The sequence below is a fragment of the Pseudomonas sp. SWRI18 genome, from assembly GCF_014268345.1.
Lineage (GTDB): Bacteria > Pseudomonadota > Gammaproteobacteria > Pseudomonadales > Pseudomonadaceae > Aquipseudomonas > Aquipseudomonas cedrina.
Genome location: NZ_JACCQQ010000001.1, coordinates 469,238 through 492,113 on the forward strand (window position 1 = coordinate 469,238; position 22,876 = coordinate 492,113).

Here is a 22,876-nt window from a genome sequence, read left to right on the forward strand (position 1 = left end):
TTTTTATGGGCGACGTTTACAGACCGTCAAGCATCGCCTTGTTACGCACAGCACCCTTGTCGGCACTGGTCGCCAACAGCGCATAAGCCTTCAGCGCGGTCGTCACTTTACGCGGACGTTTTTCAACCGGCTTCCAACCCTTCTTATCCTGCTCGACCCGGCGTGCCGCCAGTTCTTCATCGCTGATCAACAGGTTGATCGAGCGGTTCGGAATGTCGATCAGCACCTTGTCGCCATCCTGCACCAGGCCAATCGCGCCGCCGGCAGCGGCTTCCGGCGAAGCGTGGCCGATGGACAGGCCCGAAGTACCGCCGGAGAAACGGCCATCGGTCAGCAGCGCGCAGGCTTTGCCCAAGCCTTTGGACTTCAGGTAAGACGTCGGGTAGAGCATCTCCTGCATGCCCGGGCCGCCTTTGGGGCCTTCGTAGCGGATGATCACGATGTCGCCTTCTTTGACTTCGTCGGCGAGGATGCCGCGTACCGAGCTGTCCTGGCTTTCGTAGATCTTGGCGCGACCTTCGAAGACATGGATGGATTCATCCACACCGGCGGTTTTGACCACGCAGCCGTCCAGGGCGATGTTGCCGTACAGCACGGCCAGGCCGCCTTCCTGGGAGTAGGCGTGCTCGACACTGCGGATGCAGCCGTTTTCACGGTCGTCGTCCAGGGTGTCCCAACGGGTCGACTGGCTGAATGCCGTCTGGGTCGGGATGCCGGCCGGGCCTGCCTTGAAGAAGGTGTGCACGGCTTCGTCGTCAGTCTGGGTGATATCCCACTTGGCGATGCCTTCGGCGAGGGACGTGCTGTGTACGGTCGGCAGGTCGGTGTGCAACAGGCCACCACGGGCCAGCGAGCCGAGGATCGAGAAGATCCCTCCGGCGCGGTGCACGTCTTCCATGTGGTACTTCTGGATGTTCGGCGCGACCTTGCACAACTGCGGCACATGACGGGACAGGCGGTCGATGTCGCGCAGGTCGAAATCTATCTCGGCTTCCTGGGCTGCGGCCAGCAAGTGCAGGATGGTGTTGGTGGAACCGCCCATGGCGATGTCCAGGGTCATGGCGTTTTCGAACGCCTTGAAGTTGGCGATGTTGCGCGGCAATACCGACTCATCGTTCTCGGTGTAGTAACGCTTGCACAACTCGACGATGGTGCGGCCGGCCTGCAGGAACAGCTGCTCGCGGTCGCTATGGGTGGCCAGTGTGGAACCGTTGCCCGGCAAGGCCAGGCCCAGGGCTTCCACCAGGCAGTTCATCGAGTTGGCGGTGAACATGCCGGAGCACGAACCGCAGGTCGGGCACGCGCTGCGCTCGTACTCCGCGACTTTCTCGTCGGAAGCGCTGGAGTCGGCGGCGATGACCATGGCGTCGACCAGGTCGAGGCCGTGGGAGGCGAGCTTGGTCTTGCCGGCTTCCATCGGGCCGCCGGAGACGAAGATCACCGGGATGTTCAGGCGCAGGGCGGCCATCAGCATGCCGGGGGTGATCTTGTCGCAGTTGGAGATGCACACGATGGCATCGGCGCAGTGGGCGTTGACCATGTACTCCACGGAGTCGGCGATGATCTCGCGGCTCGGCAGGGAATACAGCATGCCGTCATGGCCCATGGCGATGCCGTCGTCCACGGCGATGGTGTTGAATTCCTTGGCCACGCCGCCGGCGCGTTCGATCTCGCGGGCGACCAGTTGGCCCAGGTCCTTGAGGTGGACGTGGCCCGGTACGAACTGAGTGAACGAGTTGGCAATCGCGATGATCGGCTTCTTGAAGTCGTCATCCTTCATCCCCGTGGCACGCCACAATGCGCGCGCGCCGGCCATGTTGCGGCCGTGGGTGGATGTTTTCGAGCGGTAATCTGGCATGGAGCACTCCGGGCGGCTAATCGGTATCAAAAGGGAGTGAGCTTCTATTGACGTCTGGAACACTCAGAAAATGGCCGTGTGTCCGGAAGTTGCCGCTCGCGTCGCGGGATCGCCGCTTGCTTGGGCCTCGAGCTCATAAACCCGCCGGGGGATGACTGGCGATGAATAGGGCCGATTCTACACCGCTGGCGGCTGGAGGGAATGGGCGCATCCTCGAAGATAGCGGCTACGGGACGTGCGGGTGGCGCCGTGCCCATGAGTTCAACGCCAGGGCTGCAAGGCTCAGGATCAGAAAACACAGGCCCAGTGCAGTGCTCAACTGGTGAGTAAAGGTGCTGATAAACGCACTGATACAGCCGCCAGCAATAAACAGCACCGCCGCAACCGCGGACGCCGCCGTCCCCGCTTTGTCTGGAAACAGGCTCATGGCCCTGGAGTTCGAAATGGGCCGGGTGATGGTAGTGCCCGCCGTGCAGAGCAGCATGGGCAACAGCACGGTCTGGATTGATAAACCGAGCAGGTAGGCCAACAGCAGCATGACCACGCCAGAGATAGCGATCAGCACCAGACCGACTGCCATTTGGGTCGCCGCCTGCAGCCGTTTGTGCAGGAAACCTGCGCAGACGCCACCTACTACGTAGGCGCCGCCGTAGAGGAGCAAGGTCAATGAGTACTCATGTGGCGACAGCTTCAATTGATCCATGAAAATGAGCGGTGAAACGACGATGAATGAGAAATGGCACGCGAAAGTGATCGCGGAGATCGTGGCGTAGCTGGCGAAATGTCTATTGGCGAAGACCTTGGCGTAGGCCTTCAAAATACCCTGCTGGCTTGGCGCGGTTGGAGGCAAGCCGCCATGCAGTAACCTGTGAGCCATGATCAACGTTGCTGCACAGAGGGCGATAAATACGTAGAAGCTCGCTCGCCATCCCCAGTGCAGTTGCAACCACGCGCCCAGCAACGGGGAAATCGAAATGAAGATACCCCCTGCGGTGGCCATTGCGATGCGCAACCGTTCCTGTTCCCTGCCGAAAAAAAGATCCTGCACCAGCGCTTGGGACAGTATGAAACCGCCGCAGCCCATGGCCTGGATGACGCGGAAGAACAGGAATTGCGGCGTGTTCATGGCGGCCAGGCACCCGGCCGCACCAATGATTGCCACGGCCATGCTGGTCAGCAGCAGTTTTTTGCGGCCGATCCTGTCGGACAGCGGGCCGATCAGCAGCATCGAGCAGGAAAAGCCAATGGCGAACAGGCTGACGGATCGAGCGATATGGGAGGTCGAGGTGTGGAAGTGTTCAGCCAGTGCGGGAAAGGAAGGCAGTACTACGTCAAGCGGGAAGACACCCAGCAGGGTCATGGTCATCAGCCAGAAAACCATGAACGGTTTTTCAGCGAGTGTGGTTGCCTTCGACATGAGCCAGCCTCGGTTCCGTGAGGGGGTCGAGGATCGAGTCTGCAAAGCGGAAAGTCAAAGCTTGGGGCGGTATGACATTTCCTGAAAGCCTGTAGGAACCCGGAAGCCCCTACAGGGCGACAGCATCAGCTATTGGGCAACAACCGGCACGTAATGCTCTTGATATAGCGCGTCTCCACAATCGCCGGATGCACCGGATGATCCGGACCCTGGCCGCCACGCTCGAGCATCTGGATATTGCGGTCCAAATGGCGGGCGCTGGTCAGCAGGATGTTTTGCAGGTCATCTTCCGGCAAGTGCATCGAGCACGAAGCGCTGACCAGGATGCCGTCCTTGCTGAGCAGGCGCATGGCTTGTTCGTTGAGACGGCGGTAGGCGCCTTCGCCGTTTTTCATGTCTTTTTTGCGTTTGATGAAGGCCGGTGGGTCGGCGACGATCACGTCGAAGCGCTCTTCGCTGGCTTTCAGTTCTTTCAACGCTTCAAACACGTCGCCTTCGATGCAGGTCATCTTCTCGGCCACGCCGTTCAGCGCGGCGTTGCGCTCCACGCCGTCAAGGGCGAAGGCGGAGGCGTCGACGCAGAAGACTTCACTGGCGCCGAAAGCGGCGGCTTGCACGCCCCAGCCGCCGATGTAGCTGTACAGGTCAAGCACGCGCTTGCCCTTGGCATACGGGGCCAGGCGGGCGCGGTTCATGCGGTGGTCGTAGAACCAGCCGGTTTTCTGGCCCTGGATCACCGGGGCTTCGAACTTCACGCCGTTTTCTTCCAGCGCGACCCACTCCGGCACCAGGCCGAATACGGTTTCGACGTAGCGGTTGAGGCCTTCGGCGTCGCGCGCGGCGGAGTCGTTCTTGAACAGGATGCCGCTGGGCTTGAGCACTTGGGTCAGCGCGGCGATCACGTCTTCCTTGTGGGCTTCCATGGTCGCCGAGGCGATCTGCACCACCAGGATGTCACCGAAACGGTCGACCACCAGGCCTGGCAACAGGTCGGAGTCGCCGTAGACCAGACGGTAGAACGGCTTGTCGAACAGGCGGTCACGCAGGGACAGGGCAACGTTGAGGCGGTGCACCAGCAGCGACTTGTCCAGCGGCAACTTGATGTCGCGCGACAGCAGGCGGGCGCAGATCAGGTTGTTCGGGCTCATGGCCACGATGCCCAGGGTCTTGCCGCCGGCCGCTTCCAGGATAGCCTGGTCGCCCGCCTGGAAGCCGTGAAGCGGGGTGGCCGCCACGTCGATTTCGTTGCTGTAGACCCACAGGTGGCCGTTGCGCAAACGACGATCGGCATTGGCTTTGAGGCGCAGGCTTGGCAGGGACATGACGTCGCTCCGGAAAAAAGAGCGGGATTATAGCGCGTTGTGTAGGAATTGGCGGCGCCGCCGGACATGTGGGAGCGGGCTTGCTCGCGAAAGCGGTGTATCAGCGACTTATGTATCGACTGACACTCTGCATTCGCGAGCAAGCCCGCTCCCACATGGGGTCGCGTTTCAATCAGGTATTTGGATGCCAACCCAGTCGTCATACGAGGTAGAATCCCCACCTAGCCCAGAGTATCTAACTATGTCCCCAGAGCTTTCAGCCGAACAGATCCAACAGGCCCTGCAAGGCATCAGCGTGCCGCCCCAACCGCAAATCATGGTGGATTTGCAGATGGAGCAATACATGCCAGACCCGGACCTGGAAGTCATCGCGCGGTTGATCTCCCAGGATCCCGGCCTTTCCGGCGCACTGCTGAAGATCGTCAACTCGTCCTATTACGGGCTGAGCAACAAGATCGCCTCGATCCAGCGGGCGGTGAACCTGCTGGGCAGCCGGTCGGTCATCAACCTGATCAACGCGCTGTCGATCAAAGGCGAGATGAGCGACGACACAATCGTCACCCTCAATCGCTTCTGGGACACCGCCCAGGATGTGGCCATGACCTGCCTCACGCTCGCCAAGCGCACCGGCGCCCAGGCGGTGGACGAGGCCTACGCGTTGGGCTTGTTCCACGATTGCGGCGTGCCGCTCATGCTCAAGCGTTTTCCCAACTACATGGCAGTGCTCGAACAGGCTTATGCCAATGCCGGCCCCGACTGCCGCGTGGTGGACACCGAGAACAATGCGTTCAACACCAACCATGCTGTGGTGGGCTACTACACCGCCAAATCCTGGCGCCTGCCGGAGCATGTGACCGACGCCATCGCCAACCACCACAACGCCGTGGCGATTTTCAGCGATGAGTCGTCGCGCAATTCCCAGCTTAAAAACCTGCTGGCGATCCTGAAAATGGCCGAGCACATCTGTTCGTCCTGCCGCGTGCTGGGCAACCAGTCCGTCGATCATGAGTGGAATGCCGTTGGCCATCTGGTGCTGGATTACGTAGGCCTGTCGGACTACGACTTCGAGAGCCTGAAGTTGTCGATCCGCGAGCTGGGCGCGCGCTGACCCTTCCCTTCACGAGGTACACATGCCCGAGTTACCTGAAGTCGAAACCACCCGGCGCGGCATCGCACCGCACCTGGAAGGCCAACGCGTCAGCCGCGTGGTGGTGCGTGAGCGACGCCTGCGCTGGCCGATCCCGGACGACCTGGATGTGCGCCTGTCCGGGCAGCGCATCGTGCTGGTGGAACGGCGGGCCAAATATCTGCTGATCAATGCCGAAGTGGGCACTCTGATCAGCCACTTGGGCATGTCGGGCAACCTGCGCCTGGTTGAGGTCGGCATGCCGGCGGCCAAACATGAACATGTGGATATCGAACTCGAGTCCGGCCTGGCGCTGCGTTACACCGACCCTCGGCGTTTCGGCGCAATGCTGTGGAGCCAAGACCCGCACAACCACGCCCTGCTGATCCGCCTGGGGCCGGAGCCGTTGACTGACCTGTTTGACGGCGAGCGCTTGTTCCAGCTATCCCGTGGGCGGTCAATGGCGGTGAAGCCTTTCGTCATGGACAACGCGGTGGTGGTGGGCGTGGGCAATATCTATGCGACCGAGGCGTTGTTCGCAGCGGGGATTGACCCGCGTCGCGAGGCCGGCGGGATTTCGCGGGCGCGTTACTTGAAGCTGGCGATCGAGATCAAGCGCATCCTGGCCGCTGCCATCGAGCGCGGTGGCACCACGTTGCGTGACTTTATCGGTGGCGACGGGCAGCCGGGGTATTTCCAGCAGGAACTGTTCGTCTATGGTCGGGCGGGTGAGGCGTGCAAGGTCTGCGGGACCGAGTTGCGCAATGTGGTGCTGGGGCAGCGGGCGAGTGTGTTTTGCCCCAAGTGTCAGCGCTGACTACTGTGTGAGGGCTGATATCGCTTTCGCGAGCAAGCCCGCTCCCACATGTTGACCGCATTCTCATGTTGGAACTCGGTCAACTGTGGGAGCGGGCTTGCTCGCGAAGAGGCCCTTGCAGGCGCTGAAGAACCTCAGGCCTTACCGGTAATCTTGCGGTACTTCTCCATCAACTGCTCTTCGGTCTCCGGACGGGCTTCGTCCAACGGAATGCAATCCACCGGGCACACCTGCTGGCACTGGGGCTCGTCATAGTGGCCGACACACTGGGTGCACAGGTTGGGGTCGATCACGTAGATCTCTTCGCCTTGTGAAATCGCGGCGTTCGGGCACTCGGGTTCGCAGACGTCGCAATTGATGCAATCGTCGGTGATGATCAGGGACATGGAAACTCCTGCCAGGGCAGTCAGCCAAGGCATCTGAAAACTAATGCGCGCAATTGTGCCGCATTGGCGCCCGCAGTGCGAGCAGGCGCCGATCGAGCGGTCTTACTTCTTGAAGCGCAAGGTCAGCGCGTCCGCCACGGCCGGGTGCACGAACTTGGTGATATCTCCGCCCAAAGCGGCAATTTCGCGGACCAACGTCGAGGAAATGAACGAATAGCGCTCCGACGGCGTAAGGAACAGGCTTTCGACGTCCGGCGCCAGTTGGCGGTTCATATTGGCCAACTGGAATTCGTATTCGAAGTCCGACACCGCGCGCAGGCCGCGCAGGAACACATTGGCGTTCTGCTCTTTGGCGAAATGCGCCAGCAGCGTGGCAAAACCCACCACTTCCACGTTGGGCAGGTGTTTGGTGACCTCACGCGCCAGCTCCACGCGCTGTTCCAGGGGAAACAGCGGGTTTTTCTTGGGGCTGGCCGCGACCGCGATGATCACATGGTCGAACAAGCGAGAAGCACGTTCGACCAGATCGCCATGGCCTTTGGTAATCGGGTCGAAGGTTCCTGGGTACAACACTCGGTTCATCGCGTCGTCCTGGCGGAGTCCGTTGGGGAACCGGATGGTATCGCAGCCACCCCGGTCGGCCAAGTCGACTTATGTAGATACTTAAGCCGAATCATGGTTTTTTTCATGCCGTTTTCAGACGTTCGGCCAATGCTGTCGCCAGTTGGGCGCACATTCCATACACCGATAATTGGGGGTTGGCCCCAATGCTGGTGGGAAAGAGCGAGCCGTCGTGGATCGACAGGTTGCGCAACTGGTGATGGCGACCGAGGCTGTCGGCCACTGCGTTTTTCGGGTCTTCGCCCATGGCGCAACCGCCCATCACATGGGCGCTGCCCAGGCAGGTGCGGTGCAGTTCCAGGTTCAGGCCGTCGATCAGGCTGCGCGCTTCGGCCAGGGTTTTCACATAGCGCGCATCATGGTGCAGCGGCTTGACCGACTTGGCGCCCGCCGCGAACTGGATCTCGGCCATGCTCTGGAATGCACGGCGCAGTCCATCCCAGGCATAGTCCGACACTCGGTAGTCGAGCACCGGCGTGCCGTCGCCGCGCAGCTCCACGCTGCCGCCCGGGCTATCGGGGTGAAAGCCGTCGCGCAGCAGCGCCAGCATGGCGTGGGTATTGGGCAGTTGGCTCATATCCAGGGCATTCTGGTCGCCGTAGCCACCGAGCAAGGTACTGGCCAGCGCAGGGTGCAAGGGCGGGGCTTCCAGTTTGTATGACATTTTCCCGGTGGTGCCGTCTTGCCACTGGAAATGGTCGGAATAGATCGATTGTGGCGCGCCGTAGAACGGGTTGATGACCTCATCGAACAACCCGGCAGAGAAATTCACCAAGTGCAGGAAGGTGCGCATGCCCAGCCGCGAGTGCGGGTCCGGCGCGTTCGAGCGCATCAGCAGCGCGGGGCTGTTGATACCGCCGCCCGAGAGCACGTAGTGCTTGGCGGTGACCGTGATCTTGCGCCCGGTCGGCGCCACGCACAGGTTGTCCATGGCCACGCATTCCAGTCGGCTGATGGTGTCGCCGCTGTAGACGAGGCGTTCGGCGCGCGCCAGGTAGAGCAGCTCACCGCCGTTTTCCAGAGTGGACGGGATGGTGGTCACCAGCATCGATTGCTTGGCGTTGACCGGGCAGCCCATGCCGCAATAACCCAGGTTGAAACAGCCGCGCACATTGCGCGGGATCACATGCCAGCTGTAACCGAGCTTTTCGCAGCCTTTGCGGATCACATCGTTATTGGCGTTGGGCGGCAGGGCCCAGGGCGCGATGCCCAGGCGCTGCTCCATTTTTTCGAACCAGGGCGCCATTTCCGTGCTGCTGTGCCCCTTTACCGCGTATTCGCTGGCCCAGTGGGCGAGGGTAGCGTCGGGGGTGCGAAAGCTCGACGTCCAGTTGATCAACGTAGTGCCGCCCACCGCCCGGCCCTGCAGGATGGTAATCGCGCCGTCCTTGCTCATGCGGCCGATACCTTCCTGATACAGGCTGGTGTAGGCCTCGTCTTCGAGCAGCTTGAAATCGCTGCTGGTCTTGAGCGGGCCTTCTTCGATCAGCAGCACTTTATAGCCCGCTGCACTGAGGATTTCAGCGGTGGTGCCGCCGCCCGCGCCGCTGCCGATAATGACCACATCGGCTTCCAGGGTCAGGTCGTTGTCGAGGGCGGCGCCATTGTGGGTTTTCCAGCCACGGGCCATGCCGTCGCGGAACAGATCGGGTACGGGCATAGGAGTGCACTCTTATTTTTGTACGAAGTTGCAATCAATGTGGGAGCTGGTTATCAAGGCTAGATTTTCGGCGGCCCGGGGTAGCCGCAATGGGCCCACGCCGCCGGCTGGAAATACCAGGCCATGATCACCAGCTTGAGCAACGAGCCCTGGCCCATGCGCAGCAGGTTCAGGTAGCTGTTTTCCCAGCGGTGCAGGAAGTGGCGGATTTGCTCGCTGCTGGCGTTTTCCCAACTGCCCCAGATCCCGGTCAGCGGCCCACGGGTGATGCCCATGCCGAGCACATCGAACAACTGCTGGGTGAGCTTGAACATCTCCGGGGACAGGCGTTGCAGGCTGAAGTCGAGCTTTTTAAGCGTGTCTTCAATCCCGCTGGCGACGTCCTGGGCGCTGGCCACGCCTTCGAGCAATACCGGGATCACCGCGCGCAGGAACGGCAGGTCGCTGCTGCGCAACAAGGCAAAGCCGCTCGCCGGGGTGCTGCTGGAGCAGCCGCTGAGGCTGGCGCCAAGCCCGGCGGTGACCAGGAAGGCGCTGGCGCACAGGCCGATTTTCAAGACGCCGCGGCGCGACAGTGTGGGTGTTTCAGTCAGGCTTGGGTTCATTGTTATTGTTATCCCGTGGTGGCGGTTTCAGCGCACGAACAGTTTCTGGATCAGCTTCTGTATGGATGTGCCGTAGGGCGGGTAGATCAGTTTCGCCGCGTTCAGGCGTTGTTTCACCAGCACGCCCTTGGCTTTGCTGAAGGTCAGGAAACCTTCATGGCCGTGGTAGTGGCCCATGCCCGACGGGCCGATGCCGCCGAATGGCATATCGTCCTGAGCCACGTGCAGCAAGGTGTCGTTCAGGCACACGCCACCGGAATGGGTTTCGTGGAGCACGCGGTTTTGCTCGCCCTTGTCGTAGCCGAAGTAATACAGGGCCAGCGGGCGCGGTCGTTGGTTGATGTAGGCAAAAGCCTGGTCGATGCCGCGATAGGGCACGATCGGCAGCACCGGGCCGAAGATTTCGTCCTGCATCACGGTCATGTCGTCGCTGACATTCAGCAACAGGCTGTGAGCCATGCGCCGTGCCTGGCCCTGCTCGTACAGTGGAATCAAGGTGGCGCCTTTGTCGGTGGCGTCCTTGATGTAGGCATTGAGCCGAGCAAGCTGGCGTTCGTTGATGATGGCGGTGTAGTCCGGATTGTCGGCCAGGGTCGGATAAAACCCGCGAACAGCCTTGGCGTAGGCCTCGACAAAACCATCGACGCGCTCTTGCGGCACCAGCACGTAGTCCGGTGCCACGCAGGTCTGGCCAGCGTTCAAGGCTTTACCAAAGGCGATGCGCTCGGCGGCGTCCTTGAGCGGAACATCGGCGGACACGATGGCGGGCGACTTGCCGCCCAATTCCAGGGTGACCGGCGTGAGGTGTTCGGCCGCGGCACGCATCACCTGCTTGCCAATGCTGGTGGCGCCGGTAAACAGCAGGTGGTCGAAGGGCAACCTGGAAAAGGCCATGCCGACTTCGGCTTCACCGAGCACCACGCACACCAGGTCTTGGGGGAAGATCTTCGCCAACAGCGCCTTGAGCAGCTCGCCGGTGGCGGGGGTGGATTCGCTGAGCTTGAGCATCACCCGGTTGCCCGCCGCCAGCGCGCCGACCAGCGGGCCAATGGCCAGGTACAGCGGATAATTCCAGGGCACGATCACGCCAACCACGCCCAAGGGCTGGTAGATGACTTTGGCCGAAGCGGGTTGGAAGGCGATGCCTACCGCTCGCCGGGAAGGTTTCATCCAGCCCTTGAGGTGTTTGCCGGCATAGTGAATGCCATGCAGGCTGGGCATGAGTTCAGCGAACAGGGTTTCATCGGCGCTGCGATGGCTGAAGTCCTGGCTGATCGCATTGATCAGCGCCTGGCGCTCGTCGCTGAGCAAATCGCGCAGGGCCTTGAGCCATTGCTGGCGCTGAGCGGCCGACGGCATCGGGTTAGCGGCGTAGGCGCGACGTTGGGTGTCGAACAGGTCCTGGAGGTGATCCAGCGCCTGGGCATCTTGCAGGTAGGCAACGTTGGCAGACATGGCGGCGTTCCCGATTGTTATAGGTCTGCCTGGGTTTTTAGAGTCATTACTCTAATTTGTCAAATGTCATTACATCTGCCTGTGGATTTATCCCTACAAGAATAGGCCGTAAGATGTTCCATCACGTGTACAGAAGCTGATCCCCTATGGCACCACGAGTAAAGACCAGCGAGCGCATTGTGCAAACCAGCCTGGAGCTGTTTAACCAGCAGGGCGAGCGCAGCGTGAGCACCAACCACATTGCCGCCCACATGGAAATTTCGCCGGGCAACCTGTACTACCACTTCCCCAACAAGCAGGCGATCATCGCCGTGCTGTTTCGCGAATACGAAGCCCTGGTGGACACGTTCCTGCGCCCGCCCCAAGGCCGCGCGGTCACCGTCGAAGACAAGCGCTTCTACCTGCAAGCCTTGCTGGCCGGCATGTGGCGCTACCGCTTCCTGCACCGCGACCTTGAACATCTGCTGGAAAGCGACCCGGAGCTGGCCACCGGCTATCGGCGCTTTTCCCAGCGCTGCCTGACCCAGGGTGGCGCGATCTACCAAGGGTTTGTGGATGCGGGCATCCTCGACATGGACCCGGTGCAAACCGAGGCCCTGACCCTCAATGCCTGGATTATCCTTACCTCCTGGGTACGGTTCTTGTGCACCACCAATGAAAACTCCACGCATTTGAGCGCCGAGGCGATCAAGCGCGGGGTCTACCAAGTGCTTGTGCTGGAGGCCGGGTTTGTCACGCCCCAGGCCAAAGAAGCGGTGGACGCATTGTTCAAAGAATTTTACGTGCCGTTGAATCAGGCATTGGAAGAAGTGAAGTAGGACCTTTCCCGAATCTATTCATAGGAGTCCGTCATGCCGCTTGCCCAACTGATCAGTCCCCAGCAACTGGCCGAGCGCCAGAAGGCGGGCGGGGTGGTGATCCTGGATTGCCGTTTTGCCCTGGAAGACCCGGATTATGGGCGCTGCAGCTATGCCGAAGGGCATATCGAGGGCGCGCAGTACGCTGACCTTGAGCGCCACCTCAGTGGGCCGGTGATCAAGGGCGTGACCGGTCGCCATCCGTTGCCAGCGGCGGATACGTTGGTTGGGCAGTTGCGGGCCTGGGGCATCAGCGCCGACACCGAGGTGGTGCTGTATGACGACGGCCCTGGCGCTTATGCCGCCAGGGCCTGGTGGTTGCTGGCCTGGCTGGGCAAGCGTGATGGCGTGTTTATTCTCGATGGTGGGCTCAAGGCCTGGCATGCCGCGGGCTTCCCCCTGAGCCTGGATGCGCCGGTCGTTGAGCCTGGGACCTTCGCCGGTACGCCGGACAATGGCCTGCTTCTGGATGCCGAACACCTGCAAAAACGCCTGGGTCAGCCGGGACTGACGCTGATCGATGCACGCGCCCAGCCGCGTTTTCGTGGCGAAGTGGAGCCCATTGACCCGATTGCCGGGCATATCCCCGGTGCGCAATGTGCGGCGTTCAATGAAAACCTGGGCAGTGACGGCCGCTTTCTGCCGGCAGAGCAGCTCAAGCAGCGCTTTGCCGCCCAACTGCAGGACCGCTCGGCGGAGGAATTGGTGGCCTACTGCGGCTCGGGGGTGACGGCATGCCACAACTTGTTCGCCCTGAGTTTGGCGGGGTATCCGTTGGGCAAGTTGTATGCGGGGTCGTGGAGTGAGTGGATTAATGATCCACATCGGGCAATCGCGACTGGCGACTGAATATCGGACTGAAAACCCAATCAAATGTGGGAGCGGGCTTGCTCGCGAATGCGGAGGATCAGTCAATGAAGTGTTGGCTGACCCACCGCATTCGCGAGCAAGCCCGCTCCCACATGTTTAACCGTGTTGTGCCAGTAACCACTGGGGGATGCGGCGCTCAAGGTAGTAACTCGGGCGCTTGATTGACCCGTCGACAAAGCCCACATGCCCACCCTTGGCCAGCAATTCAAACTCAGTGCATTCCGACAGTTCACTCGCCTCGGGCAGGCTATGAGCAAACACAAACGGATCATCAGCCGCGTGGATGACCAGCGTCGGCGTGCGGATACCACCCAGGTAATAGCGGCTCGACGCGCGGCGGTAGTAGTCCTCGGCACTCAAGAAACCATGCAGTGGCGCGGTAACCCGGCCATCAAAATCCCAGAACGTACGCATCTTCTCCAGAGAGCCCAAGGCTTCCAGGGTTTTAAGCCCGTCTGCCTGGCCATTCTGTAGAAACCGGCTTTGCTTGACCCGGATGTACGCCAGCATTTCACGCATGAAGTGTTTCTGATAAACCCGCGAGAAACCCAGGTCAATGCGGTCCGCGCACTGGTCCAGGCGAAACGGCACCGACACCGCCGCCGCGCCTTGCAGCCCCGAGGTCTCGCCGGTTTCGCCCAAATGCTTGAGCAGCACATTGCCGCCCAGCGAATAGCCCACCGCATACAGCGGCGCCAACGGTCGCTTGGCCCGCAGATGGGCAATCGCAGCCGCCAGGTCTTCACTGGCGCCGGAGTGATAACTGCGAGCCAGCAGGTTCGGCTCCCCCGAACACCCGCGCCAGTTGAGCGCCGCGCTCGCCCAGCCTTGAGTGGCGAGGGCTTTTTGCAGGCCTGCTACATAGGGCGAGTTGGATGAGCCGGTCAGCCCGTGCAGTACCAGCACCAAAGGCGCATGCGCGTCGTGGGGGCCGTGCCAATCGAGGTCGAGGAAGTCGCCGTCGTCCAGCCACAGGCGTTCGCGTAGGCGTTCGATATGCGTGGTGGGGCGCCACAGCGGCCCCCACAGGGTTTGCAGGTGGGGGTTGCCGAGGCCGAAGGCGGGGGTGAACAGGTCGACGGAAGGCTTCATGAGACTCTCTGCGGCAGGCGCATTTAACTGTGGCGAGCGGGCTTGCCCCGCGTTGGGCTGCGCAGCAGCCCCAAAACCGGCAAAGGTGTTCTAACTGATTAAACGCGGTGTTCTTGATGGGGCTGCTGCGCAGCCCAACGCGGGGCAAGCCCGCTCGCCACAACACGCCCGCTCACCGACAACACGCAAAGAGGTCAGGCGATGTTGCGATGCCACAGTGCGTAATACACCCGCCCGGACTTCTGCTCCCGGTGCAGGCGCCATGCGCCCGGCAAGCCCAGCGTAGACGGTGCCGTCTCGCTTTCAGTGTAGATCCATGCATCCGGCGCCAGCCATTGGCGCTCTTCGAGCAGCGTGCAAACGGCGGGCAGCAGGTTCTGGTTGAACGGCGGGTCAAGGAACACCACGTCGTACTCGCTGGCCGCCTGGGTTTCCAGGTAGCGCAGCGCGTCGGCGGTTTGCACCTGGCCGTTGGTGCAACGCAAAGTGCCCAGGTGTTCCTTGAGGCTCGAGACGGCGACATTGCTCGCATCCAGCGCCTGGGCCTGGGATGCGCCACGGGACAGCGCTTCCAGGAACAAAGCGCCGCTGCCGGCGAACGGGTCCAGCACCTTGGCGCCGGCGATGTACGGCGCGAGCCAGTTGAACAGGGTTTCGCGCACGCGGTCCGGCGTCGGGCGCAGGCCTACGACGTCGGGGAAGCTCAGCTTGCGGCTGCCCCATTCGCCGCCAATGATGCGCAGTTGGCCCACACCGTTATGCACGTTGTGGACAGGTTTTTTCGGGCGAGATGAACTGGCCATTAATGCTCCGGAACCCCGAGCGGCTGCTCGGCGGGTTTATCTGTGGGGGGCGGTAGTGGCTTTTGCGCAATCGTCGGGCCGGCGGTCACGATGACCATCTTGTCGGCGCTCAAGTGTTTGTTCATTGCCGCCTTGACCTGCTCTACGGTCAGGGCCTGGGATTGTTTCATGAAATCTTCCAGATAGCTCAGCGGCAGATTATAGAAACCCATCGCGCCCAGCTGCCCGACGATATCGGCGTTGCTCGCGGTAGACAGCGGGAAGCTGCCGGCCAGCTCGCGCTTGGCGTCATCCAGCTCCTTCTGCGTCGGGCCGGTCTTGAGGTAGTCGGCCACGACCTCCTCGACCAGGCGCAGGGTGCCGCCGCTCATTTCGGCGCGGGTCTGCAGATTGATCATGAACGGGCCGCGCACCTGCATCGGTGAAAACCCGGAGTACACGCCGTAGGTCAGGCCGCGTTTTTCGCGCACTTCGCTCATCAGGCGGGTGCCGAAACCGCCGCCGCCGAGGATCTGGTTGCCCAGGGACAAGGCTGCGTAGTCCGGGTCGGCGCGGTCGATACCCAGTTGTGCGAACAACAGATGCGTCTGCTTGGACGGGAACTCGATATGGCTCAGGCCAGCCTTGGGCTCCGTCGGCGGTGCGATCTTCGCCAGGGCCGGGCCTTTGGGCAGCGAGGCAGAGACCTTGGCGGTCATGGCCTCGGCCTCGGCGCGGGTCAGGTCGCCCACTACGGCAATCACCGCGTTGCCCGCGGCATAAGCCTTGGCGTGGAAGGCCTGCAGCTGTGCCAGGGTAATCTTCGGAACGCTCTGCGGCGTGCCTTCGCTCGGGTGCGCGTAAGGATGATCACCGTACAGGCGCTTGAACAGCTCAAGGCTCGCCAGCTTGGCGGGGTTCTGCTTCTGGTACTCGAAACCGGCCAGGATCTGATTCTTGATTCGTGCCAGGGAGTCGGCGGGGAAGGTCGGCTTGCCGATCACCTGATCAAACAGCTTCAGGGCGGCGTCGCGTTTATCGCTGTCGCTGAGGCTGCGCAGGGAAACCAGCGCCATGTCGCGGTAGGCACCGTTGCCGAAGTCCGCGCCCAGGCCCTCGAAGTCACGGGCGATCTGGCTGACGTCCTTGCCCGGCACGCCTTCGTTGAGCATGGCGTTGGTCATCAACGCCAGGCCCGGTACGTTGCCGTCCTGGCTGCTGCCGGCGGCGAACAGGATGCGCACGTCAAACATCGGCAACTCATGGGCTTCGACGAACAGCACCTTGGCGCCTTCGGCGGTGGTCCAGGTTTGTACGTCGAGCTTGCGGTTGGTCGGCGCCTTGCCGTCCAGCTCCGCCAGGGACTGCAACGTCTTGCTCGACTCGGCTTTTTCCAGCGCCGTACTGGCCACTGATTCGCTCGGGCGCAGCAAATACACGGCACTGGCAGCGATCAAGGTGACAACGATCAGGCCGGGAAAGATCAGGCGGCTGCTTTTGCGATCACTCATGAGCGGTCTCCTGAGGCAATACATGGGCGACGCTGAGACGTTCGCGGGTGAAATAGGTGCGTGCGGCTTTCTGGATATCTTCCGGCGTCACGCTTTGCAGGTCAGCCAGCTCGGTGTCCATCAGTTTCCAGGACAGGCCGACGGTTTCCAGCGAGCCGATGGCCGTGGCCTGGCTGGTGATGGAATCACGCTGGTAGACCAGGCCGGCAATGACCTGGGCGCGGATGCGTTCCAGTTCTTCGGCGGTCGGCGGCTTGGCTTTCAACTCATCCAGCAGGCGCCACAGGCCGGCTTCGGCTTGGGCAACGGTTTTCTTCTTTTGCTGGTTGGGGGTGGCGGTGAGCATGAACAGCGTATCGCCACGGGTGTAGGCGTCGTAGTTGGTCGAAGCGGCGGAGACCAGCTCTTCACCGCGCTCCAGTTGCTCGGAGATACGCGCGCTGTAGCCGCCGTCCAACAAGGCCGAGATCAGGCGCAGGGCCTGCACCGAGCGTTTGTCTTCGACGGTGGCCAGGCCCGGTACGTTAAAGCCCAGGATCACGCTCGGCAGTTGGGTCTGCACATGCATCGTCAGCTGGCGCTGGCCGGGTTCGGCCAGCTCCATCGGGATCTTGGCCGGCGGTACGTCACGCTTGGGGATCGGGCCAAAGTAGCGCTGGGCCAGGTTTTTCACCTCGTCCGGGGTGACGTCGCCGACCACCACCAGGGTGGCGTTGTTCGGCACGTACCAGGATTGGTACCAGTGGCGCAGCTCTTCGACTTTCATGCGGTCCAGGTCGGCCATCCAGCCGATGGTCGGCGTGTGATAACCGCTGGCCGGAAAGGCCATGGCCTTGAAGCGCTCATAGGCCTTGGACATCGGGTTGTCGTCGGTGCGCAGGCGGCGCTCTTCCTTGATCACCTCGATCTCGCGGCTGAACTCGTCTGCCGGCAGACGCAGGCTGGCCATGCGGTCGGCTTCCAGCTCGAAGGCCACGCCCAGGCGGTCGCGGGCCAGCACCTGATAATAGGCGGTGTAGTCGTCGCTGGTGAATGCGTTCTCTTCGGCGCCCAGATCGCGCAGGATCAACGAGGCTTCGCCTGGGCCAACCTTGGCGCTGCCCTTGAACATCATGTGTTCCAGAGCGTGGGATAAACCGGTCTGGCCCGGGGTTTCGTAGCTCGAACCGACCTTGTACCAGACCTGGGACACCACCACCGGCGCGCGATGGTCTTCGCGCACGACCACCTTGAGGCCGTTGTCGAGGGTGAATTCATGGGTGGGTTGTGGGTCGGCAGCCAAAGCTGAAAGGGGCAGACAAACTGTGCTGAGCAGCAGGCCTGCGGCGCGGCGGGCTAGAGCATTCATTCGTTTTTTAACCTGTTGGGCTGCCCGCTTGGTCTTAGCGTCGGCGGGCGAGGAGGTGCTAGGATACTGGTCCGACTTAAGGACGGCCACTGCGGCGGTCTTGTTGAGGCCCTATTTTGGCCTTCAAAATGTTGCGCATGAACGAGCGGGCTTTAAAACAGTCTGTTACGCATCGAATTTTATTTACCGAAGCGCCCCTCGGCGCGTCGCTACCTTGAGATAGCCGTCTCCATGTTTGGTTCCAACGACGACAAGAAGACCCCAGCTGCGGCTGGCGAGAAAAAAGGCCTGTTCGGATGGCTGCGCAAAAAGCCGCAGGAAACCGTCGACGAACAGCCGCACGTTCAGCCCGAGCCGCCTGTTGAACAGGTTGCGGCAGAGCCCGTAATCGAAGCCGAACCGGTTGCCGAAACCCCGGCGCCGGTGGTGTTGCCAATGGCCGAACCGGTATTGCAGCCGCTCGTCGAGGCAGCTCCCGAGCCGGAGCCGGAGCACCAGCCGTGGCCGGACCTTCCGGTGGCTGAAGAGCCTGTCGCCTTCGTTGAGGACCTGCAGACAGAACAGGTGGCGCCGCCGATTCCCGCAGTGGTCGAGCCGGTCGATGTTGTTGTCGATCCAGCCGCTCCCGCCGTCATCGAGCCCGAACCTGTCGCCGCGGCTGCTGAAACCAGCAAAACCGGCTTCTTCGCCCGCCTCAAGCAAGGCCTGAGCAAGACCAGCGCCAGTATCGGCGAAGGCATGGCCAGCCTGTTCCTGGGCAAGAAAGTCATCGATGACGAACTGCTGGAAGACATCGAAACCCGCCTGCTCACCGCCGACGTGGGCGTCGAAGCCACCGCCGTGATCATCCAGAGCCTCACCCAGAAGGTTGCGCGCAAGCAACTGACCGACGCCGACGCCCTGTACAAATCCCTGCAGGCCGAGCTGGCCGCCATGCTCAAGCCGGTCGAAGCGCCGCTGGTGATCACCCCGAACAAGCCATTCGTGATCCTGGTGGTCGGCGTCAACGGCGCCGGCAAGACCACCACCATCGGCAAGCTGGCCAAGAAGCTGCAGTCCGAAGGCAAGAAAGTCATGCTGGCCGCCGGCGACACCTTCCGGGCCGCAGCGGTCGAGCAGTTGCAGGTCTGGGGCGAGCGCAACAAGATTCCGGTCATCGCCCAGCACACCGGCGCGGATTCCGCCTCGGTGATCTTCGATGCCGTGCAAGCTGCCAAGGCGCGCAATATCGATGTGCTGATCGCCGATACCGCCGGTCGCCTGCACACCAAAGACAACCTGATGGAAGAGCTGAAAAAAGTGCGTCGCGTGATCGGCAAGCTCGACGCCGATGCCCCGCACGAAGTGCTGCTGGTGCTGGATGCCGGCACCGGTCAGAACGCCATCAGCCAGGCCAAGCAATTCAACCAGACGGTACAACTCACCGGCCTGGCCTTGACCAAGCTCGACGGCACGGCCAAGGGCGGTGTGATCTTCGCCCTGGCCAAACAGTTCGGGTTGCCGATTCGTTATATCGGTGTCGGCGAAGGCATCGACGACCTGCGCACCTTTGAAGCCGAACCCTTTGTACAGGCACTGTTTGCCGAGCGGGAGCGTTCATGATTCGATTCGAACAGGTCGGTAAACGCTACGCCAACGGGCATGTGGGCTTGCATGAGCTGAGCTTTCGAGTGCGTCGCGGCGAATTTTTGTTTGTCACCGGTCACTCCGGCGCCGGCAAAAGCACCCTGTTGCGCCTGCTGCTGGCCATGGAACGCCCGACCACCGGCAAGTTGCTGCTGGCGGGCCAGGACTTGGCCACGATCAGCAATGCGCAGATTCCGTTCCTGCGCCGGCAGATCGGCGTGGTGTTCCAGAATCACCAGTTGCTGTTCGATCGCACGGTGTTCAACAACATTGCGTTGCCATTGCAGATTCTCGGGTTGTCCAAGGCCGAGATCGTCAAGCGCGTGGACTCGGCCTTGGAGCGCGTGGCGCTGTCGGACAAGACCGACCTCTACCCCGGCGACCTCTCCACCGGCCAGCAACAGCGCGTCGGCATTGCCCGCGCCATTGTCCACCGCCCGGCGCTGCTGCTGGCGGACGAGCCCACCGGCAACCTCGACCCGCGCCTGGCCGCCGAGATCATGGGCGTGTTCGAAGACATCAACCGCTTGGGCACCAGCGTGCTGATCGCCAGTCACGACCTGGCGCTGATCGCGCGCATGCGCCATCGCATGCTGACCCTGCAACGCGGCCGCCTGATCGGTGACGGGGAGGCCGGCGTATGAGTGCCACTCGCAGCCCTAAAGTCTCCGAGCGCGTGGCGCCGAAACCGGCCGATCCGCAACCGAAGAAGAAAAAACACGATCACGATGACGACGGCCCGGATTTCAGCACCTTGCTGCGCGCCTGGATCGAAAGCCATCGCGCCAGCCTGCTCGACAGCCTGCGCCGCCTGGGCAAGCAACCGATCGGCAGCTTTTTCACTTGCCTGGTGATGGCGGTGGCCTTGAGCCTGCCGATGGGCTTGTCGCTGTTGCTCAATAATGTCGAGCGCCTGGGCGGTTCCTGGCAGCGCGCGGCGCAGATCTCGCTGTACCTGAACCTGGATGCCAGCACCCAGCAAGGCGAAGCGCTGCGCGACGAGATCAAGAACATGCCGGGCGTGGCGGATGCCGAGTACGTCAGTCGCGACCAGGCCCTTGAGGAGTTCCAGCAGCAGTCCGGCCTGGGCGAGGCACTTAAAGAGCTGCCGCAGAACCCGCTGCCGGGCGTGGTGCTGGTGACGCCGAACGAAGTCGACAAGACCGCCCTGGAAGCCCTGCGACAAAAACTCGCAGCGCTGCCCAAGGTGCAACAAGCGCAACTTGATCTAATCTGGGTAGAGCGCCTGGCGGCGATCCTCAAGCTGGGCGACCGCTTTGTGTTCGGTTTGACGGTGCTGTTGGTGTCTGCATTACTTTTGGTGATAGGTAATACCATTCGTCTTCATATTGAAAACCGTCGCACCGAGATAGAAGTGATTAAACTGGTCGGCGGCACAGACAGCTATGTGCGTCGTCCTTTTCTGTACATGGGCGCGCTTTATGGCTTCGGTGCCGGGATTTTGTCCTGGGGCGTGCTGGCGTTTGGCCTTGATTGGCTGAACGACGCGGTGGTCGGGCTTGCCGGGCTCTACGGCAGCGATTTCGCGCTGGCCGGCGTGCCGGTTGGCGATGGTTTGAGCCTCTTGCTTGGCGCGGTATTGTTGGGGTATATCGGTGCCTGGATTGCGGTCGCACGGCATTTGCGTGAGCTGGCGCCGAAGTAATTAATGTCAGATTAATCCTGTTTTGTTTGTATTGGCCGTATTGGTGGTATAGGGAACTTGTCCTACGGTTCCCGGTCAATTTTCGCAGTGCTGAACTGCACGAGTTATGTGAGTCGGAGGTTTTTTCGTATGACCACTTCTTTGCAACCTGCTTATGCCCTGGTGCCGGGTGCGAACCTGGAAGCCTATGTGCACACGGTCAACAGCATTCCATTGCTGACGCCCGAGCAGGAGCGTGAACTGGCCGAGAGTCTCTACTATGAGCAGGATTTGGGGGCGGCTCGGCAGATGGTGCTCGCCCACCTGCGTTTTGTCGTACATATCGCCCGTAGCTATAGCGGCTACGGCCTGGCCCAGGCTGACCTGATCCAGGAAGGCAACGTCGGCCTGATGAAGGCTGTGAAACGTTTCAACCCTGAGATGGGTGTGCGCTTGGTGTCGTTTGCCGTGCACTGGATCAAGGCGGAAATCCACGAGTTCATCCTGCGCAACTGGCGCATCGTGAAAGTGGCGACCACCAAGGCCCAGCGCAAGTTGTTCTTCAACCTGCGCAGCCAGAAGAAACGCCTGGCGTGGCTGAATAACGAGGAAGTCCACCGCGTGGCCGAAAGCCTCGGCGTGGAGCCTCGTGAAGTGCGCGAGATGGAAAGCCGCCTGACCGGCCATGACATGGCCTTCGACCCGGCCGCTGAAGCGGACGACGACAGCGCCTTCCAATCGCCGGCCAACTACCTGGAAGACCACCGGTACGACCCGGCGCGTCAACTGGAAGACGCCGACTGGAGCGACAACTCCAATCACAACCTGCACGAAGCGCTGGAAGTGCTGGACGACCGCAGCCGTGACATCCTCTACCAGCGCTGGCTGGCGGAAGAAAAAGCCACGCTGCACGACCTGGCTCAGAAGTACAACGTGTCGGCCGAGCGAATTCGTCAGCTTGAGAAAAGCGCGATGAACAAGTTGAAACTCTCTATCGCCGCGTAACCATGTGGGAGCGGGCTTGCTCGCGAATGCGGAGTGTCAGTCACCTAAAATATTGACTGATGCTCCGCATTCGCGAGCAAGCCCGCTCCCACATTTGTTTTGCGGTGTGTCAGTCGGACCAAGGCGCTTTTCTGGAATTGTTCAGCTCCAGCAGGTAGCCATCGCCGCCGAGCTGGCTCATCTGCTGGCGAATCCACGCAGCTCGCCTTGCCACATAGGCCGTCGGATGGCTGGCACTCCACACCCTTGGGTTGGGCAACACGGCGGCCAGATAACTGGCCTGCTGCCGCGACAGCCCCTTGGCACTCACCCCAAAGTGATGCCGCGCCGCGGCCTCTGCGCCAAACACCCCGTCATCCCATTCGACGCTGTTGAGGTACACCTCAAGAATTCGCTGCTTGGGCCACAACACCTCGATCAACCCGGTGAACCAGGCCTCGAGGCCCTTGCGCAGATAACTGCGGCCGGCCCACAGGAACAGGTTCTTCGACACCTGCTGGCTCAACGTACTGGCGCCGCGAATCGAACCGCCGCGCTCGTTGTGCAGTATCGCCGCCTGGATCGCGCCGAAATCAAAGCCCCAGTGCTGCGGGAAGCGCTGGTCTTCACCGGCCATCACCGCCAGTTTGAGGTCATCGGAAATCTCGTCCCAGGACACCCAGTCGCGCTGCAGGTCAATGGGCTCGCCGTCGAACCAGGACTCGACCTTGCGCTCCACCATCAGCGCGGTGAAAGGCGGCGGGACGACGCGAAACAGCAACACCAGCAGCACACTGCCGATGGCAAACCATTTCACGACATTGAGAAAGCGTTTGAAGAGGAGACGCAGCATAGAGATGGCTTGGCCGAACCCGTTGAGCGGGCCATTATACA

General features: G+C 61.7%; 21 protein-coding genes. 8 read left to right on the forward strand and 13 right to left on the reverse strand.

The genetic code is table 11. From position 1 onward, the window contains the following. Nucleotides 1-16: 16 nt before the first annotated feature. The 3 genes from ilvD to H0Z09_RS02155 all read right to left on the reverse strand — a co-directional run bounded on the left by ilvD (nt 17) and on the right by H0Z09_RS02155 (nt 4,597). Entirely contained in the window at nt 17-1,858 is a 1,842-nt protein-coding gene (gene ilvD, locus H0Z09_RS02145) for a dihydroxy-acid dehydratase (RefSeq protein WP_057723488.1), read from the reverse strand. 226 nt (nt 1,859-2,084) lie between these two features. After that, nucleotides 2,085-3,275, reverse strand: coding sequence for an MFS transporter (locus H0Z09_RS02150; protein WP_124434379.1), 1,191 nt, complete (start codon nt 3,273-3,275; stop codon nt 2,085-2,087). Nucleotides 3,276-3,400: 125 nt separating this feature from the next. Further along, a complete protein-coding gene (locus H0Z09_RS02155; protein ID WP_015886370.1) occupies nt 3,401-4,597 on the reverse strand; it encodes a class I SAM-dependent rRNA methyltransferase in 1,197 nt (398 codons plus the stop codon). A 295-nt stretch (nt 4,598-4,892) separates the two neighbouring features. Between H0Z09_RS02155 and H0Z09_RS02160 the strand changes: the two genes are divergently transcribed. After that, nucleotides 4,893-5,705 (forward strand): HDOD domain-containing protein, encoded by an 813-nt coding sequence (locus tag H0Z09_RS02160; protein WP_186687005.1) that lies wholly within the window; start codon nt 4,893-4,895, stop codon nt 5,703-5,705. Between the two features lie 22 nt (nt 5,706-5,727). After that, entirely contained in the window at nt 5,728-6,540 is an 813-nt protein-coding gene (gene mutM, locus H0Z09_RS02165) for a bifunctional DNA-formamidopyrimidine glycosylase/DNA-(apurinic or apyrimidinic site) lyase (RefSeq protein WP_169376099.1), read from the forward strand. Nucleotides 6,541-6,674: 134 nt separating this feature from the next. Here mutM and H0Z09_RS02170 read toward each other — a convergent pair whose 3' ends face one another. From H0Z09_RS02170 to H0Z09_RS02190, 5 genes are all read right to left on the reverse strand, one after another. After that, nucleotides 6,675-6,926: a YfhL family 4Fe-4S dicluster ferredoxin gene (locus tag H0Z09_RS02170; RefSeq protein ID WP_057723493.1), complete on the reverse strand. Its 252-nt coding sequence runs from the start codon at nt 6,924-6,926 to the stop codon at nt 6,675-6,677. Between the two features lie 102 nt (nt 6,927-7,028). Then, nucleotides 7,029-7,508, reverse strand: a complete 480-nt coding sequence (coaD, locus tag H0Z09_RS02175; protein ID WP_049711086.1) for a pantetheine-phosphate adenylyltransferase — start codon at nt 7,506-7,508, stop codon at nt 7,029-7,031. Nucleotides 7,509-7,611: 103 nt separating this feature from the next. Further along, complete coding sequence (locus H0Z09_RS02180) at nt 7,612-9,207, reverse strand: GMC family oxidoreductase (RefSeq protein ID WP_186686702.1); 1,596 nt, start codon at nt 9,205-9,207, stop codon at nt 7,612-7,614. A gap of 59 nt (nt 9,208-9,266) precedes the next feature. Beyond that, the gene (locus H0Z09_RS02185; RefSeq protein ID WP_186686704.1) at nt 9,267-9,812 is read right to left on the reverse strand and encodes a twin-arginine translocation pathway signal protein; all 546 of its coding nucleotides are present in this window, start codon (nt 9,810-9,812) and stop codon (nt 9,267-9,269) included. A 27-nt stretch (nt 9,813-9,839) separates the two neighbouring features. Then, a complete protein-coding gene (locus H0Z09_RS02190) occupies nt 9,840-11,267 on the reverse strand; it encodes a coniferyl aldehyde dehydrogenase (RefSeq protein ID WP_186686706.1) in 1,428 nt (475 codons plus the stop codon). Between the two features lie 146 nt (nt 11,268-11,413). Between H0Z09_RS02190 and H0Z09_RS02195 the strand changes: the two genes are divergently transcribed. Both H0Z09_RS02195 and H0Z09_RS02200 read left to right on the forward strand, forming a co-directional pair. Continuing rightward, nucleotides 11,414-12,085, forward strand: coding sequence for a TetR/AcrR family transcriptional regulator (locus tag H0Z09_RS02195; RefSeq protein WP_186686710.1), 672 nt, complete (start codon nt 11,414-11,416; stop codon nt 12,083-12,085). 33 nt (nt 12,086-12,118) lie between these two features. Then, on the forward strand, nt 12,119-12,973 hold the full coding sequence (locus H0Z09_RS02200; RefSeq protein WP_186686713.1) for a sulfurtransferase: 855 nt from the start codon (nt 12,119-12,121) through the stop codon (nt 12,971-12,973). Nucleotides 12,974-13,090: 117 nt separating this feature from the next. Here the strand turns inward: H0Z09_RS02200 and H0Z09_RS02205 are convergent, their stop codons facing one another. From H0Z09_RS02205 to H0Z09_RS02220, 4 genes are all read right to left on the reverse strand, one after another. After that, complete coding sequence (locus tag H0Z09_RS02205) at nt 13,091-14,086, reverse strand: hydrolase (RefSeq protein ID WP_186686716.1); 996 nt, start codon at nt 14,084-14,086, stop codon at nt 13,091-13,093. Between the two features lie 194 nt (nt 14,087-14,280). Then, nucleotides 14,281-14,889 carry a 16S rRNA (guanine(966)-N(2))-methyltransferase RsmD gene (gene rsmD / locus H0Z09_RS02210; RefSeq protein ID WP_076953130.1) on the reverse strand — a complete coding sequence of 203 codons (609 nt, stop codon included), beginning with the start codon at nt 14,887-14,889 and terminating at the stop codon, nt 14,281-14,283. Further along, nucleotides 14,889-16,379, reverse strand: coding sequence for a pitrilysin family protein (locus tag H0Z09_RS02215; RefSeq protein WP_186686719.1), 1,491 nt, complete (start codon nt 16,377-16,379; stop codon nt 14,889-14,891). The genes rsmD and H0Z09_RS02215 overlap by 1 nt, the downstream gene beginning before the upstream one ends. After that, nucleotides 16,372-17,727, reverse strand: a complete 1,356-nt coding sequence (locus H0Z09_RS02220; RefSeq protein WP_186686722.1) for a pitrilysin family protein — start codon at nt 17,725-17,727, stop codon at nt 16,372-16,374. Before H0Z09_RS02220 ends, H0Z09_RS02215 begins: the two co-directional genes overlap by 8 nt. A gap of 231 nt (nt 17,728-17,958) precedes the next feature. On the opposite strand from H0Z09_RS02220, the gene ftsY reads away from it, so the two are divergent. The 4 genes from ftsY (at nt 17,959) to rpoH (ending at nt 22,003) form a co-directional block, all read left to right on the forward strand. Then, a complete protein-coding gene (ftsY, locus tag H0Z09_RS02225; RefSeq protein ID WP_186686736.1) occupies nt 17,959-19,329 on the forward strand; it encodes a signal recognition particle-docking protein FtsY in 1,371 nt (456 codons plus the stop codon). Next, nucleotides 19,326-19,997, forward strand: coding sequence for a cell division ATP-binding protein FtsE (ftsE, locus tag H0Z09_RS02230; RefSeq protein WP_003213784.1), 672 nt, complete (start codon nt 19,326-19,328; stop codon nt 19,995-19,997). Before ftsY ends, ftsE begins: the two co-directional genes overlap by 4 nt. Then, nucleotides 19,994-21,019 (forward strand): permease-like cell division protein FtsX, encoded by a 1,026-nt coding sequence (gene ftsX, locus H0Z09_RS02235; protein ID WP_186686742.1) that lies wholly within the window; start codon nt 19,994-19,996, stop codon nt 21,017-21,019. Before ftsE ends, ftsX begins: the two co-directional genes overlap by 4 nt. 129 nt (nt 21,020-21,148) lie before the next feature. Then, complete coding sequence (gene rpoH / locus H0Z09_RS02240) at nt 21,149-22,003, forward strand: RNA polymerase sigma factor RpoH (RefSeq protein ID WP_003176698.1); 855 nt, start codon at nt 21,149-21,151, stop codon at nt 22,001-22,003. A gap of 109 nt (nt 22,004-22,112) precedes the next feature. Here rpoH and mtgA read toward each other — a convergent pair whose 3' ends face one another. Beyond that, nucleotides 22,113-22,835, reverse strand: coding sequence for a monofunctional biosynthetic peptidoglycan transglycosylase (gene mtgA / locus H0Z09_RS02245; protein WP_186686744.1), 723 nt, complete (start codon nt 22,833-22,835; stop codon nt 22,113-22,115). Between the last annotated feature and the right edge of the window lie 41 nt (nt 22,836-22,876).